At 72.5% G+C, this 15,593-nt stretch carries 10 protein-coding genes; 1 reads left to right on the top strand and 9 read right to left on the bottom strand.

Annotated elements, in window-relative coordinates; genetic code table 11:
• Window positions 1–27 precede the first annotated feature (27 nt).
• The 8 genes from HA039_RS20540 to HA039_RS20505 all read right to left on the bottom strand — a co-directional run bounded on the left by HA039_RS20540 (window position 28) and on the right by HA039_RS20505 (window position 11,670).
• Window positions 28–447, bottom strand: coding sequence for a hypothetical protein (locus tag HA039_RS20540; RefSeq protein ID WP_167032078.1), 420 nt, complete (start codon window positions 445–447; stop codon window positions 28–30).
• Window positions 448–588: 141 nt separating this feature from the next.
• On the bottom strand, window positions 589–2,007 hold the full coding sequence (locus tag HA039_RS20535; protein ID WP_167032075.1) for a class II 3-deoxy-7-phosphoheptulonate synthase: 1,419 nt from the start codon (window positions 2,005–2,007) through the stop codon (window positions 589–591).
• Window positions 1,991–2,605 carry an anthranilate synthase component II gene (locus HA039_RS20530; RefSeq protein WP_167032072.1) on the bottom strand — a complete coding sequence of 205 codons (615 nt, stop codon included), beginning with the start codon at window positions 2,603–2,605 and terminating at the stop codon, window positions 1,991–1,993. Before HA039_RS20530 ends, HA039_RS20535 begins: the two co-directional genes overlap by 17 nt.
• A complete protein-coding gene (locus HA039_RS20525; protein WP_243869622.1) occupies window positions 2,602–4,158 on the bottom strand; it encodes an anthranilate synthase component I family protein in 1,557 nt (518 codons plus the stop codon). The genes HA039_RS20530 and HA039_RS20525 overlap by 4 nt, the downstream gene beginning before the upstream one ends.
• Before the next feature lie 15 nt (window positions 4,159–4,173).
• Window positions 4,174–5,208: a 2,3-diaminopropionate biosynthesis protein SbnB gene (gene sbnB, locus HA039_RS20520; protein WP_167032066.1), complete on the bottom strand. Its 1,035-nt coding sequence runs from the start codon at window positions 5,206–5,208 to the stop codon at window positions 4,174–4,176.
• 120 nt (window positions 5,209–5,328) lie between these two features.
• Window positions 5,329–8,307, bottom strand: coding sequence for an AfsR/SARP family transcriptional regulator (locus tag HA039_RS34435; protein ID WP_167032063.1), 2,979 nt, complete (start codon window positions 8,305–8,307; stop codon window positions 5,329–5,331).
• Window positions 8,308–8,652: 345 nt separating this feature from the next.
• Window positions 8,653–10,920 (bottom strand): MMPL family transporter, encoded by a 2,268-nt coding sequence (locus HA039_RS20510; protein WP_167032060.1) that lies wholly within the window; start codon window positions 10,918–10,920, stop codon window positions 8,653–8,655.
• 177 nt (window positions 10,921–11,097) lie between these two features.
• Window positions 11,098–11,670 (bottom strand): TetR/AcrR family transcriptional regulator, encoded by a 573-nt coding sequence (locus tag HA039_RS20505; RefSeq protein WP_167032057.1) that lies wholly within the window; start codon window positions 11,668–11,670, stop codon window positions 11,098–11,100.
• A gap of 207 nt (window positions 11,671–11,877) precedes the next feature.
• Here HA039_RS20505 and HA039_RS20500 point away from each other — a divergent pair, with 207 nt between their 5' ends.
• On the top strand, window positions 11,878–15,276 hold the full coding sequence (locus HA039_RS20500; protein WP_167032054.1) for a S41 family peptidase: 3,399 nt from the start codon (window positions 11,878–11,880) through the stop codon (window positions 15,274–15,276).
• Between the two features lie 58 nt (window positions 15,277–15,334).
• Here HA039_RS20500 and HA039_RS20495 read toward each other — a convergent pair whose 3' ends face one another.
• The gene (locus HA039_RS20495; protein ID WP_167021945.1) at window positions 15,335–15,574 is read right to left on the bottom strand and encodes a hypothetical protein; all 240 of its coding nucleotides are present in this window, start codon (window positions 15,572–15,574) and stop codon (window positions 15,335–15,337) included.
• Between the last annotated feature and the right edge of the window lie 19 nt (window positions 15,575–15,593).

Here is a 15,593-nt window from a genome sequence, read left to right as displayed (position 1 = left end):
CGTGGGTACGGGTGGACCCCGGCCCGTTCAGGACGCCGTGACCGACGTGGGCCACGGGTTCTCGCCGTCCGGGTCGGCGGGCCAGGGGTTCTCGTCGGACGCGACGGGCCAGGGGTTCTCGCCGTCACCGGCGGGCCACGGGTTCTCGCCCTGCGGGGCGGGCCACGGGTTCTCGCCGTCCGTCGTCACGGGCCAGGGGTTCTCGTCGCTCTTCGGCGCCGGCCACGGGTTCTCGTCGGTCACGACGAGCGGCCACGGGTTCTCGCCCTCGGCGACGACGCCGTGGGAGGCGGTGGCGTACGAGCCGGCGACACCCACCGTCGTCTTACCCGTCGCGGGCTGCGTCGCGGCCTGCGCGGCGATCTGCGTCGACACGCATATCGCCGCGCCGGCCGCGGTGACGACGGCGAGGGTACGGATTCTCCTGGCTACCTTGACGAGCGTCATTTCTCTGTCTCCCCGTATGTTCCGACCTGCTGTTTGGTCCGACAGCCAGAACATTAGGAAGGGGCGGCTTCGGTCCAATATCGCCGGGCCTTCACTGCGCGGGGTCCGGCGATAAAGCCGATGTCACCTGTGGTGCACGGGCTATCCGGGGCTGTACATTCCGGCGACGAGGAATGCCAGATCGAGGGACTGGGTGCGGTTGAGCCGCGGGTCGCACGCCGACTCGTACCGGTCGGCGAGATCCTCCAGCAGTACGTCCGTACCGCCGCCCACGCACTCGGTGACGTCACCGCCCGTGAACTCCAGGTGCAGGCCGCCCGGATGCGTGCCGAGGTCGTGGTGCACCTCGAAGAAGCCCTTGACCTCGTCGGCGATCGCGTCGAAGCTGCGGGTCTTGTGCCCGGACGGGGCCTTGAAGGTGTTGCCGTGCATGGGATCGCACACCCACGTCACCGCCGCCCCGTGCCCCGCGGCCTTCTCCACCAGCGGGGGCAGCCGGTCACGTACCAGCTCCGACCCCATCCGTACGACGAAGGTCAGCCGCCCGGGCTCGCGCTGCGGGTCGAGCCGGTCGATCAGCGACAGGACGGTGTCCGCGCTCGTGCCGGGACCGAGCTTCACCGCGATCGGGTTGGCGATCCTGGAGAAGAACTCCACGTGCGCCCCGTCGAGTTGCCGGGTGCGTTCGCCGATCCAGAGCATATGCCCGCTGGACGAGTACATCCGTCCGGTCAGCGGATCCTCCCGGACGAGAGGCTCCTCGTAATCGAGGAGGAGCCCCTCGTGGCTCACGAAGAATTCGACGGCGTGCTGCACCGGTTCGTCGATTCCGCAGGCCCGCATGAAATTCAGCGCCTGGTCTATCTGAATCGCCAATTCCGCATAGCGGTCCCCGACAGGTGAACGCGCGACGAAATCCTGGTTCCAGGCGTGGGCCTGGCGCAGGTCCGCGTAACCGCCCGTCGTGAAGGCGCGGATGAGGTTGAGCGTGGCCGCCGCCGCCTGGTGCGTGCGCAGCAGCCGCCGCGGGTCGAGGGCCCGCGCCTCGGGCGTGAAGGCGACGTCGTTGACCGCGTCGCCCCGGTAGGCGGGCAGGGTGAGGCCGTCGCGGGTCTCGGTCGCCTCCGAGCGGGGCTTGGCGTACTGGCCGGCCATCCGGCCGACCTTCACCACCGGGACGGCGGCCGCGTAGGTGAGGACCAGCGCCATCTGGAGCAGGGTGCGGACCTTGGCGCGTACGGGATCGGCCTGGACGCCCGCGAACGTCTCGGCGCAGTCACCGCCCTGGAGCAGGAACGCCTCCCCGCGCGCGACCGCCGCGATCCGCGACGTGAGCAGGTCGCACTCGCCGGGGATCACCAGGGGCAGGGCGCCGCGCAGTTCGGCGCGGACCGCCTCGACGCCGGCCGGGTCGGGCCAGTCGGGCTGCTGGGCCGCGGGCAGGGTCACCCGCCCGTCGGACTCGCGGGGCGGGACCGGTCCGCCCGCCTCGCCGGACAGGACCGGTCCGTCGGACTCGCCGGGCAGGGGCAGGCCCCGCCCCTCACCGTCGCGCACCATGAAGGGACTCCCTCCGGGCCGGGCTGTACCGGCGGGCGCCGGACAGGAAGTTGTCCATGAGGCGCAGCCCGCCGACGGTCGTGATGGACTCGGGGTGGAACTGCACCCCCTCCACGGGCAGCGTGCGGTGCCGCAGCCCCATCACATAGCCGTCGTCCCGCGCGTGCGCGGTCGCCACCAGCGGCCCCGGCAGGGGCTCCTGGACGATCAGCGAGTGGTAGCGGGTGGCCGTCATCGGCGAGGCGAGGCCCTCGAACACCCCGGACCCGTCGTGGGACACCTCGCTGGTCTTGCCGTGCTTGAGGCTCCCCGCGACCGTGACGCGCCCCCCGTACGCCAGGGCGATCGCCTGGTGTCCCAGGCAGATGCCGAGCAGCGGGACGTGCCCGGCGAAGGCTCGCACCAGCTCCACATGCCCGGAGACGTCGGCGTGTCCGGGCCCGGGCCCGAGGACCACGGCGTCGGGCAGCAGTCCGGCGAGCTGGGCGGGGGTGCGCGTACGGGAGCGGACGACCTCCGTGTCCGCCCCGAGGGTGCGCAGGTACTGGTCGATGATGTGGGTGAAGCTGTCGTACGCGTCGACGAGAAGGACCTTCACGACAGCAACTCCTCACCGGTCAGGGCCCAGTAGGCGGCGCCCATCTTGTGCAGCGTCTCGCGCCACTCGGCCTCGGGCGACGAGTCGGCGACGATGCCCGCGCAACTCTGCGTGGAGTACGTGCCGGTGCGGCCGTCGTGGACGATCGTCCTGATGCACAGGGCGAGTTGGCTCCAGCCCCGCAGGTCGATCAGCCCGACCGCGCCCGCGTACATCCCGCGCGGTTCGCTCTCCAGCTCCTCGATGATCTCCATGGCGCGGATCTTGGGGGCGCCGGTGACCGTGCCGGCCGGGAAGGTCGCGCCCAGCACCGACCAGGTGTCGTGACCCTCGGCGAGGGTGCCGCGCACCGTGGAGACCAGGTGGAAGACGTGCGAGAACGTCTCCAGGGCCATCAGCCCCGTGGCCTCCAGCGAGCCGGGCACACTGACCCGTCCCACGTCGTTGCGGCACAGGTCGACGAGCATCACGTGCTCGGCGCGTTCCTTCTCGCTGGCCACCAGCGCGGCGACCCGCGGCTCGTCCGTCTCCGGCCGCCCGCTGCGCGGGGCCGTCCCGGCGATGGGCCGCATCACGACCTCGTCGCCCTCGGCGCGGAAGAGGACCTCGGGGCTCGCCCCGATGACGGTCCGGCCGGCGCGCGGCAGGAGGTACATGTACGGGGAGGGGTTGCGGTGCCGCAGCCGCCGGTACACCTCGAAGGGGCCGAGCGCGGTGTCGACGTCGATGCGGTGGCCGATCTGGATCTGGTAGATGTCGCCGACGCCGATGTGCCGCAGGCACCGGTCGGCCCGGCCGAGGAACGTCGCCTCGTCGGAGCTGTCCCGTACCGAGCGCGGGCGGGGCGCGGCGGGCAGCTCCGCCCCGGCCACGGACCCGTCGCGCGAGGCGACGGCGGCCAGGGCCGCGCCGACCGGGTCGTGGTCCGGGGCGGGCCCGAAGGCGTCGCTCCGCGCGGTGAGGCGGCGCACGCCGGTGGAGCCGGGCCCGTACCAGAGGGTGTCGCGGAACAGGCTCAGGACGATGTCCGGGTCGGCGTCCGCGCCGGGCCGCCGGCGGCGGGCCGGCAGCTCCTCCATGTGCCAGGCGGAGCCGTACCCGAAGGTCGCGAGGAACCCGAAGGCGTACGTGTCGAGGGGGCGCCCGGTCTCGACGGCGAACAGGCCCTGGGCCGCCCGCAGGACGTCCCACACCTGCGCGGAGTCGCGCGGGGCCAGCTCGCCCCCGGGCAGCGTCCCGACGCCGAGCCGCGCCGCGCTCTCCGTGAGGGCGGCGACGACGGCGGGGGCGCCGGAGAGGGCGATCCGGTCGCCGTGGACCCGTATCTCGGCGAGCACGCCGTGGCCCACGACCGTGGCGCCCGGGGACTGCCCGGGGCCGGGGACGCTCTCCAGCACGAACACCTCCTGCGCCGCGCCTTCGTACGAGGCGGCCAACTCGGCGTAGAGGTCGAGGGGTTGGTGCGGGGCGAGTTCGCGCTCCTCGACCCGTACGGTGAAGGGGCCCCGCCCGGTCCGTGCCGGGCGGGGCGGGTTGTCGAGCAAAGTGGTCACAGCAGGTCTCATTCCTCAGCCGTAGCGGCGCATCTCGTGGAAGAACTCGTCCACGACGGCGAGTTCGCCGCCGTCGCGCAGGGTGTCGTAGATGTGCTTGCCGAGCGCCAGGTCCAGGACGCCGAGCCCGAAGGGCGAGAAGACCACCGGCCGGTCCTGGGGGATCGCGAGGTCCCCGGTCAGCACGTCGTACAGGGTCCCGTCGAGGAAGTCCCGCTTCCCGGTGCGCTGTTCCGCCAGGTGCACGGAGGTGTCGGCCTTGAGGCAGTGCTCCACGTCGTCGACCACGTTGACGGCCGACAGGATCACCTCGGGCGACAGGTCACGCAGCGAGACGTGCAGGACCAGGGGGTGGTGCGAGAACCACGCCGGGTCGGTGACGTGCGGGGTGCCCGCGACCGTCGCGAAGACCACGAGGTCGCTGGTACGGATCAGCTCCTCGGCGCTGTCGTGGACCGTGACCTTGCCGTTGTCGCCCGTCGTCTCCAGGTAGGCGGCGAACCCGCCGGCGTGCTCGGCGGACAGGTCGTACACCCCCGTCTCCTCGAAGGCCCAGCCGGTCCCGGCGAGGAACTGGTGGATGAAGCGGGCGATCAGCCCGACCCCGAAGAAGCCCACGCGCGGGGGCCGTTCGCGCCCCTCGGTCAGGGTCCGCGCGGCCAGCACGGCGGACGCGGCGGTGCGCACCGCGCTGATGATGGAGCTCTCCAGGCACGCCAGCGGGTAGCCCGTGTCGTGGTCGTTGAGGATCAGTACGGCGGAGGCGCGCGGGATGCCCGCCGCCACGTTCTCCGGGAAGCTGGAGATCCACTTGATCCCGTCGACCGCGTCCCCGCCGCCCAGCGACGCCGGGAGCGCGATGATCCGCGAGGACGGGCGGTCGGGGAAACGCAGGAAGTACGAGGGCGGGTTGACCGTGTCGCCCGCACCGTGGAGCCGGTACGCGGCCTCGATCAGCCCGACCACCTCCTGGTGCCGGCCATCGAGGACCCGGGCCACCTGGGCGCCGGGGATCACAGCGAACGAGGGCACCTCGGGGGCAGACCGCATCACAGACTCCACAGTTCGGCAACTGGTTCCGCGACGATGCTGCGCACCCGCCCTATAGGGGGCGTATGACCGCTCTACACGTCCGTCCCGCCCGGGAAGTCCCGCGCCGGCCCCCGGTGATCAGCCGGACGTCCCGAACTCCCCCAGCACCCGGGCCACTTCCTCCTCCCACGGGGTGGCCCCGCTGCGCTTGAACAGCTCGCCGGCCCGCAGGACGTCCACCCGCCCCTCCTCCCAGCGTCCCCGCTCCCCCAGCAGCACCCCGAGCCCCAGCCTGATGCGGCCCTCGATCAGCGGGCTGTCGATCCCCTGCGCTATCGAGCGGCCCTCCACGAACGCCCGCTCCGCCTGCTCCACCGCGCCCAGCGCCGCCCGCGCCTGCCCCAGTCCGAACAGCGCGTGCGCGAGCCCGTGGTCGTCGCACTTCGCCCGGGACAGCTCCTCCACCCGCAGGTGCGCCGCCTCCGCCTCCGCAAAACGATTCAGCGCGAACTGCGCCGACCCGACCCGGTACAAGGACTGGGCGAGGTTCCTGGACCCCCCGGAGCCGAGCGGCTCCGCGACCCGTACCGCCTCCAGCGCGTGACCCAGCGCCGCCGCCGGATCGCCCCGGTCCAGCTCCAGTTGCGCCATGCTCTGCAACGCCGACGCCTCCGACGAACGGTCGCCCACCGCGCGGAAGACGGGCAGCGCCGCCGTCAGGCACTCCGCGACCCGGTCCACCTCCCCGGTGATCCGGTACGCCACCGCCAGGTTCCGCAGCACCAGCGCCCGCCCCAGCTCCTCGCCCGCCGACGCGAACAGCTCCAGCGCCTCCAGCGACCGCGCCACCGCGTCGTCCATGCTGTGGTGGCTCAGGGCGATCGCGCCCTGGTGCTGCAACATCGCGGCCTGGCCCCGTACGTCACCGGCCGCCCGCGCCGCGTCCAGCGCCACTCCCGCGCACACCCGCCAGTTGTCGATATAGCCGCGCGTCTCGAAGAGCACCGCCGAGGACACCGTCAGGTCCCACGCCAGCCCCGCCATGCCCATCCGCGCCGCCTGCTCGACCATGCCCACCAGGCACAGCCGCTCCGCCTCGAACCACTCCAGCGGGTCCACCAGCAGCTCTTCCAGCAGCTCCGAGTCCACCAGGCGCCGGGACACCCCGCTGTGCACGATGCTGAAGTCTCCGCCGTGCTCCCGCCGGTGGGCCTCCTCCGCGATGCTCAGGCCCGTGGCGAACACCCGCCGCAGCGCCTCCTGCCGCTCGCCGGCCGGGTCGTCCTGCCGGGCCCGCTCCGCCGCGTACAGCCGCAGCAGGTTCTGCAACCGGTACCGCAGCCGCCCCGTGGCGTCTATCCCCACCACTTCGAGGAACTGCGCGTCCACCAGGTCCTCCAGCAGCAGCTCCGCGTCCAGGACGTCCACGTCCAGCAGCGCCGCCGCCACCCAGGACGTGAAGTCCGGTACGTCCACCAGGCCCAGGCACCGGTAGAGCCGCGCCGACAACAGCGGCAGGTACCGGTAGCTCAACTCGAAGCCGGCCCTGACCTGCGACTCGCCCTGGCTCAACTCGTCCAGCCTGCGCCGCTCGTCGCTGAGCCGCCCCACCATGTGCCGCACGCTCCAGTGCGGCTTCGACGCGAGCCGGGCCGCCGCGATCCGTACCGCCAGCGGCAGCCGGTCGCACAGCTCGACCAGCCGCACCACGTCCGCCCGCGCCGCTATCCGCTCCTCCCCGGCGATCCGGCCCACCAGCTCGACCGCCTCCTGGCGCGGCAGCACCCCCAGGTGGACCCGCGCCGCGTGCGGCCACGTCACGAGCTGCTCCAGCTGGTCCCTGCTGGTGATCAGCGCGCAGCTCGCCCCGCTCCCCGGCAGCAGCGGCCGCAGCTGGGCGAAGGTCCGCACGTTGTCGAGGACGATCAGGACCCGCCGCTCCGACAACAGGCTCCGGTAGAGCGCCACCCGCTCCTCCAGCGCGTCGGGCACCTGCGGCCCCCGTACTCCTAAGGACCGCAGGAAGCGGCTGAGCACGTCGCTGACCGACACCGGCTCGTGCTCGCCGTCGTACCCCCGCAGGTCGGCGAAGAGCCGGCCGTCGGGGAAGGCCTCCGCGACCCGGTGCGCCCAGTGCACCACCAGGCCCGACTTCCCCACCCCCGCGACCCCGGTCACCAGGCCGACCGCGGGCCGGTGCTCGCCCGCCGCCAGTTCCGTGACCAGGCCGTCCAGCGCGGCGAGTTCGCCTTCGCGGCCGGTGAACCCCGGTACGTCAGGCGGCAGTTCTGAGGGCACCACCACCACGTCGGGCGCGCCCGCCACCGCCGCGGGGCCCGCGGAACCGCCCTCCCCCGTCAGCGACGGGTCGTCACGGAGGATCAGGTCGTGCAACTCCTGGAGGTCCGGGCCCGGTTCGAGGCCCAGCTCCTCGACGAACACCTCACGCGCCTCGCGGTACGACTCCATCGCCTCGGCGCGCCGCCCCGAGCGGTACTGCGCGAGCATCAGGTGGTGCCGGGTCCGCTCGCGCAGCGGGTGCTCCCGCACCACGCCCGCCAGCTCGGGCACCAGCTCGTAGTGCCGGCCGAGCGCCAACTGCACGGCCGTCGCGTCGTCGTAGGCGTTGAGGCGGTGTTCCTGGAGCCTGGCCGCCTCCTCCTCCACCGCGAGGCCCGACACCCCGGCCAGCGCGGGCCCCCGCCACAGGCCGAGCGCCCGCCGGTACAGCACGGCGGCGTCGTCCAGCCGGCCCTCGGCGGCCTCGGCCTCGGCGCGCGCCACCAGCTCCGTGAAGTCCACCGAATCCACGTAGTGGCCCTCGGTGTTGAGCAGATAGCCGGGGTGGGCGGTCACGATCGTGTCGTCGCCCGCGCCCTCCGCCTTGAACGTCTTGCGCAGCGCCGCGACCACGATCGCGATCTGCGTACGGGCGGTGGCCGGAGGGGAGCCGTTCCACACTTCGTCGACCAGGGTGTCCACGGGGACGGTCCGTCCCGGGCTCAACAACAACAGGGACAGGACGGTGCGCTGACGCGCCCCGCCCACCACGACCTTGCGCTCACCCGACACCACAATCAGCGGCCCCAACACCTTGAAGCACAGCCGATCCCCCATAACCGAGCACCCCCTGTTGAACCCGCCCCCGCGGAATACCCCAATTACCCTACCCGCACGAACCAACCACACCATTAACGTAAAACACGCAAATGACGCTCTACCCCACCCCCCACAGCGGACCGACCCGACAGTAACCCGCCCTGGCCCGTCCGCCGGAAAAACAAACACAAAACTAAAGAAGAAAAGGGACACCGCTGACACAGGCACATGCGTCCGTCAAACGCGACGTGGCCCGGCCCCGCACCCCCTCGGGGATGCGCGACCGGGCCACGCGCCGGACCTTTCCGTACACCGGACCTGTCCGTACGTCAGACCTGCCCGTACGTCGGACCTGTCCGTACGTCAGACGCGCACGAGCTCCCGCTCGGAGCCGGGTCCGCCGTCGGGACCCCGGAAGTCGCCGGTCCCCTCGGCGTCGTCGCCCAGCCGCTTGCGCAACTGCTCACCCTCCACGTCCACATTGGGCAGCGCGCGGTCGAGCCAGCGCGGCAGCCACCACGCGCGCCTGCCGAGCAGGGCCATCACCGCGGGCACGACCGCCATGCGGACCACGAAGGCGTCGAAGAAGACCGCGACGGCGAGGCCGAACCCGATCATCTTGATCATCGCGTCGCTGGCCCCGATGAAGCCGGCGAATACCGCGATCATGATCACCGCGGCGGCCGAGACCACCCGGGCCCCGTGCCGGAAGCCGGTCACGATCGCCTCGCCGGGCCGCTCGCCGTGGACGTACGCCTCCCGCATGCGGGTGACCAGGAAGACCTCGTAGTCCATCGCGAGGCCGAAGACGACACCCACCATGAAGATCGGCATCATCGACATGATCGGCCCGGTCTGCTCCACGCCGAGCAGCCCGCCGAGCCAGCCCCACTGGAAGACGGCGACGACCGCGCCGAGCGCCGCGACGACCGAGAGCAGGAAGCCGAGGGCGGCCTTGAGCGGGACCAGGACCGACCGGAAGACGAGCATCAGCAGCAGGAACGCGAGACCCACGACCAGCGCCAGGTACGGCAGGAGGGCGTCGTTCATGCGCTGCGAGAAATCGATGTTCATCGCCGTGGCGCCGGAGACGTACACCTCGGCCCCGTTCTCGGCCCGCGCCTTCGACGCGGCGGACCTGATGTCGTGCACCAGCTCCTCGGTCCTCACCGACGACGGCCGGTCCTTGGGGATGACCGTGACGGTGGCGGTGTCCCCCGCCTTGTTCAGGACGGGGTCGAGGACGGTGACGACGTCGTCCATCTTCTTCACGGTGGCCGAGATGCCGAGCGCGGCGGCCTTGGCGTTGTTGTCCGCCTGGCCGTCGACCACCAGCATGAGCGGCCCGTTGAACCCGGGGCCGAAGCCGTCGGAGAGCAGGTCGTACGCCTTGCGCTGGGTGGTGCTCACCGGCTGCGAGCCGTCGTCGGGCAGGCCCAGCTCCAGCGAGGCGGCCGGTACGGCGACGGCGCCGAGGCCCAGCACCCCCACCAGCAGCACGGCGACCGGCCTGCGCAGCACGAACCGCGCCCAGCGGGTGCCCATGTTGGGCTTCGCCTCGGGGGTCCTGACCCCCGCGAGCGCCTGGGCGTCCGCGTTCGCCATGGCCGCGCGGGCCTTGCGGCCGAACACCCGCTTGCCCACGAACCCGAGCATCGCCGGGGTGAGCGTGAGGGCGATGAGGACGGCGATCACCACGGTCGCGGCGGCCGCGAGGCCCATCTTGGTGAGCATCGGCAGGTTGACCACGGCGAGGCCGGAGAGCGCGATGACCACGGTGAGCCCGGCGAAGACCACGGCGGAGCCCGCCGTGCCGACGGCCCGGCCGGCCGCCTCCTCCCGCTCCCGGCCCTCGGCCAGTTCGGCCCGGTACCGGGAGACGATGAACAGCGCGTAGTCGATGCCGACCGCGAGGCCGATCATCATCGCGAGGATGGAGGTGGTGGAGCCCAGGTCGAGGACGGTGGCGAGCGCCGTGATCCCGGAGATCCCGACGCCGACCCCGAGGAGCGCGGTGAGCAGCGGCAGACCCGCGGCGATCAGCGACCCGAAGGTGATGACCAGCACGACCGCCGCGATCGCGACGCCGACGATCTCGCCGGAGCCGGTCTCCGGGGCGACCTGGAGGGCGTCCCCGCCGATCTCGACCGCCATGCCCTGGGACTTGGCGTCGGCACCGGCCTCCTCCAGCGCGGTGCGGGTCGCGTCGGTCAGCGCCTCCGAGCCGACCTTGTACGAGACGCTGAGGTACGCGGTCGTGCCGTTCCTGGCGACCCCGCCCGAGGTGTACGGGTCGTTGACGGACTCGACCTGCGACGAGCCGGCCCGGATCTCGTCGGCGATCTTCTTGACCTCGGCCTTGTTGCCCGCCTCGGTGATCTTCTCGCCCGCGGGCGCCTTGAAGACGACCCGGGCGGTGGCACCGTCACTGCTGGATCCGGGGAACCGCTGGTCGAGCAGGTCGAAGGCCCGCTGGGCCTCCGTCCCCGGGATCGAGAAGGAACTGGACGTGGGCGCGGACGCGGAGAAGGCGGCGATCGCCGCGATCGCCAGCAGCGCCAGCCAGGTCAGAAGAACCCGCCAGCGCCGCCTGAAGGCGAGCCGGCCGAGCTTGTAGAGGAACGTGGCCACGAGGGCGTACTCCCGGTCTGTGGACGAAACAAGGGCATGGGGAGCCGACCCGACAGCGAGAGAGCGGCACGCGTCAGGGAATGCGGGTACTGCGGGGAGAGGGCGCGGGATCGCACCGGGGACTGCGGGGACTGCTGCTGCGAACTGCGGGAAACGCTACGAACTGCGGGAAACGCTTCAGACGCCGAGAGCGGGGAGGACCACGGCATCCAGGAACGCGACGAGGAACGCCCGGTCGACGGACCGGTCGTCGATGAGCTGCCGGGCGACGAAGGCGCCGACCAGCATGTGCGGCACGAAGGGCAGCGCGGGATGGTCCACGGCGATCTCGCCGCGTACCACCGCCCGGTCGAGCAGCACCTGAAGCCCGTTCGCGTCCGGCTCGACCATCACCTCGCGCAACGCCTCGTGGAGATCGGGGTTGCCGTGCACGGCGTGGAAGAGCCCGCGCATCAGCGCGACGTCCCGCTGCATCCGCGCGTCGTCGGCGAGCGCCGCCATCGCGTGGAGGTCACCCCGCAGGGAGCCGGTGTCGGCGACCTGCGAAGCGTCGGGCTTGTTGCACCGGATCGCCCGCGCGACCAGCACCGGCTTGCTCCCCCACTGGCGGTAGAGGGTGGCCTTGCTGGAGCGGGTACGGGTGGCGATGGCGTCCATGGTCAGGGCGTCGTACCCGACCTCACGCAGCAGGTCGAGAACGGTGCCGTACAGCTCGGTCTCACGCTGAGGCGTCAGCCTGGTGCCCACCATGATCCACCCCCTGCCACCCACACGAACGAAACGGTTTCGTACAGTACGAAGATATCCCGCCCCCGAGCGAAACGAAACCGTTTCGCTTGTGTCCTGCACCACAGCCGTCGGATCCGCATAAACAAAGGGCGGATCCCCGTCAAGGTGATCCCAAAAAGTCCGTGGCCAGAAGTTGCCGGGCCCCCTCCACGCGGAAAGCATTGGGGGGTGAGTGACGACGTCGCGTATCTACGGTTCCCGCACCTGCACGACGACCTGCTGTGCTTCGCCGCCGAGGACGACCTCTGGGTCGCTCCCCTCGTGCCGGCCGGGCACCGGCCCGGACGGGCGTGGCGGGTGACCGTCGACCGCACCAGGATCGGGCATCCGCGGTTCTCGCCCGACGGAAGCCTGATCGCCTACACGACCTGGCGCAGCCTCGACCCTGAGATCCACCTCGCCCCCGTCGACGGGGGCCCGGCCCGTCGGCTCAGCCACTGGGGCTCCACCGACACCCGGGTCTGCGGCTGGACCCCGCCCGGCGAGGACGGGGCGGCGCAGATCCTCGCGGTCTCCTCCCACGGCCAGCCGTTCTCGTACTACTCCTGGGCCTACAGCGTCCCCACCGACGGGTCGCCGGGCAGCCAGCTGCCGTGGGGCCCGGTCGCGGACCTGGCGGTGGCGGACGTCGACGGCGAACACCGCACCCTGCTGCTCACCGGCAAGCCGCCGCACGAACCGGCCGCGTGGAAGCGGTACCGCGGCGGGGCGACGGGGCGCCTGTGGCTGCACGGCGAACGGCTCCTCGCCGACCTGGGGGGCCATCTGGACTCGCCGATGTTCGTGGACGGGCGGGTGGCGTTCCTCTCGGACCACGAGGGGGTGGGGAACCTGTACTCGGTCCTGCCCGACGGTACGGACCTGCGCCGCCACACCGACCACGACGCGTTCTACGCCCGCCACGCCTCCTCGGACGGGCGCCGGGTGGTCTACCAGTGCGCGGGCGACATCTGGCTGGTCGACGCGCTGACCCCGGACTCGGTGCCGCGCAAGCTGGACGTACGGCTGGGCGGCCCGCGCGCCGGCCGCCGCGCGTACCAGGTCCCGGCGGCGAGCCACGTGGACGCGGTCTCGGTGGACACGACGGGCCGGGCGAGCGCGGTGTCGGTGCGGGGCAGCCTGTACTGGCTCACGCACCGCGACGGCCCGGCCCGCACCATCGCGGACACGCCGGGGGTACGGGTACGGCAGCCGGACATGCTCGGCGCCGGCGGCCAGGTCGCGTACGTCACGGACGCGGACGGCGAGGACGCCATCGAGATCGCGTACCTCCCCCGCGCCACCGGCGACCACCCGCCGCGCCGCCTGGCCTCGGGCCACCTGGGCCGCGTCCACGAAATGGTCTCGTCCCCGACGGGCGACCGCATCGCGGTGGCGTCCCACGACGGCAGACTGCTCCTGATCGACACGACGGAGGAGGCTGAGGCCGAAGCGGGCGCGGGGCAGGCGGCGGAGGCGGCGCCGACGGCGGCCGGGGCGGCTCGCACCGGCTCCACCCTCTGGAAGCCCCCAGACGGTTCCGGCGTCGTCACCGAGGTCATCCGGTCCATCAACGGCCCCGTCGCCGACCTCGCGTTCTCGCCGGACGGCGACTGGCTCACCTGGTCGCACCCCGGCGTCGGCCGCACCCTGCGCCAGATCAAGATGGCCCGGATCGCCGGCAGCGCCGACCGTACGATCATCGACGTCACCAACGGCCGCTTCGAGGACGAGAATCCCGTCTTCACCAGCGACGGCCGCTACCTCGCCTTCCTCTCCTGGCGCGGCTTCGACCCCGTGTACGACGTGCACACCGGCGACCTCTCCTTCCCGCTCGGCTGCCGCCCCTACCTCGTCCCGCTGTCCTCCGCGACCCCGTCCCCCTTCGCCCTCTCCCCCGACGGCCGCCCCGCCGCCGGCGGCCTCGACCCGGCGATGACCGACGCCGACGCGGGCGAGGGCACGGTCACCGTCGAGGAGGAGGGCCTCGCGGAGCGCGTCACCCCGTTCCCCGTCGCCGCGTCCAAGTACTCCGCGCTGCACCCCGTCAGCGGCGGCGGCCTCGTCTGGCTGCGCTGGCCCATCTCCGGCGCGCTCGGCGAGACGTTCGCGAACCCGGCCGACACCTCGGGCCGCCCCACCCTCGAACACTTCGACCTCACCAAGGCCCGCAAGACCGAACTCGTCGCGCACCTCGACTGGTTCGCCCCCAGCGGCGACGGCACCCGCCTGGTCGTCGTGGACGACGACGAACTGCGCGCCGTCCCCGCCACCGAGCCCGGCGACTCCGACTCGACCGTCCACCTCGACCTCCGCCGGATCCTGCACGAGGTCGACCCGGAGGCGGAGTGGCGCCAGGCGTACGAGGAGGCCGGCCGCGTCATCCGCTCGTACTTCTGGGAGCCGGACATGTGCGGCATCGACTGGGACGCCGTCCTCGCCCAGTACCGCCCCCTCGTCGAACGCGTCGCCTCCCCCGACGAGTTCGCCGACCTCCTGCGCGAAGTCCTCGGCGAGCTGGGCACGTCACATGCGTACGTCACCCCCGCCCGCCGCAACGAGGGCCCCCGCCACTACCAGCGCGCCATGGGCCTGCTCGGCGCCAACCTCGTCTGCCGGGACGGGAAGTGGATGGTCAGGCGGATCCTCCCCGGCGACTCCTCGGACTCCAAGGCCCGCTCCCCCCTCGCGGGCACCGGCATCCGCGAGGGCGCGATCCTCACCCACGTCGACGGCCGCCCCGTCGACCCCGTGGCCGGCCCGGGCCCGCTGCTGTCCGCCGCCGGCGGCACCACGGTGGAGCTGACCTTCCGCCCCGCCGCCCCCGACGGCACCGTCACCCCCGACGGCCCCTCGCGCCGCGTGGCGATCGTCCCCCTCATCGACGAACGGCCCCTGCGCTACCAGGACTGGGTCGCCAAACGCCGTGAGGTCGTACGGGAGATCAGCGGCGGCCGGTGCGGCTACCTCCACATCCCCGACATGGGCGGCTCCGGCTGGGCGCAGTTCAACCGCGACCTGCGGCTGGAGGTCTCCCGCCCCGCCCTGATCGTGGACGTACGGGGCAACGCGGGCGGCCACATCAGCGAGCTGGTCGTGGAGAAGCTGACCCGCCGCATCCTGGGCTGGGACCTGACCCGCGACGCCCAGCCCGTCTCGTACGCCTCGAACGCCCCACGCGGCCCGGTGGTCGCCATCGCCGACGAGGCCACCGCCTCGGACGGCGACATGATCACGGCCGCCTTCCGGCTGCTGAACCTCGGCCCGGTGGTCGGCCAGCGCACCTGGGGCGGCGTCGTCGGCATCACCGGCCGCCACCGCCTGGGCGACGGCACGGTCATCACCGTCCCGATGAACGCGGCCTGGTTCGACGCGTACGGCTGGTCCGTCGAGAACCACGGCGTGGACCCGGACATCGAGGCCCTGCGCACCCCGCTCGACTGGGCGGAGGGCCGGCACGCGCAGCTGGACGACGCCGTGTGGGTGGCGCTGGACCTGCTGGCCGCGCACCCGGCCGCGACCCCGCCGGGCTACAACGCGGTCCCGGACCTCCGCCGCCCCGCGCTCCCGCCGCGCACGACGGACTGACGCAGGAGGAGGCGCACCCCGCGAACGGGGTGCGCCTCCCGTGCCATCGACCGGAGCGTCAGGCGTCGCGCCGACGATCCCGGTCCCTGTCACGACCCATGTCGCGGTCCATGTCCCGGTCCATGTCACGATCCATGTCACGGTCCATGTCCCGGTCCTCGCGACCATCCGCGCGACCGCCCTCGCCGCGCTCCCTGCCGCTGCCGCCGGCGTCCTTCTCCTGATCGCTCGTCATCCGCGACCGCGCCTTGTCCTGGATCTCCTGCGCCTTGTCCTTGAACTGGTCGGCAATACCCATGGAAAGCCACTCCTGGAAG

The organism is Streptomyces liangshanensis (assembly GCF_011694815.1).
Classification (GTDB): domain Bacteria; phylum Actinomycetota; class Actinomycetes; order Streptomycetales; family Streptomycetaceae; genus Streptomyces; species Streptomyces liangshanensis.
The sequence above is the reverse complement of the archived record's forward strand: the minus strand, read 5'-3'. Positions and strand labels throughout refer to the sequence as shown.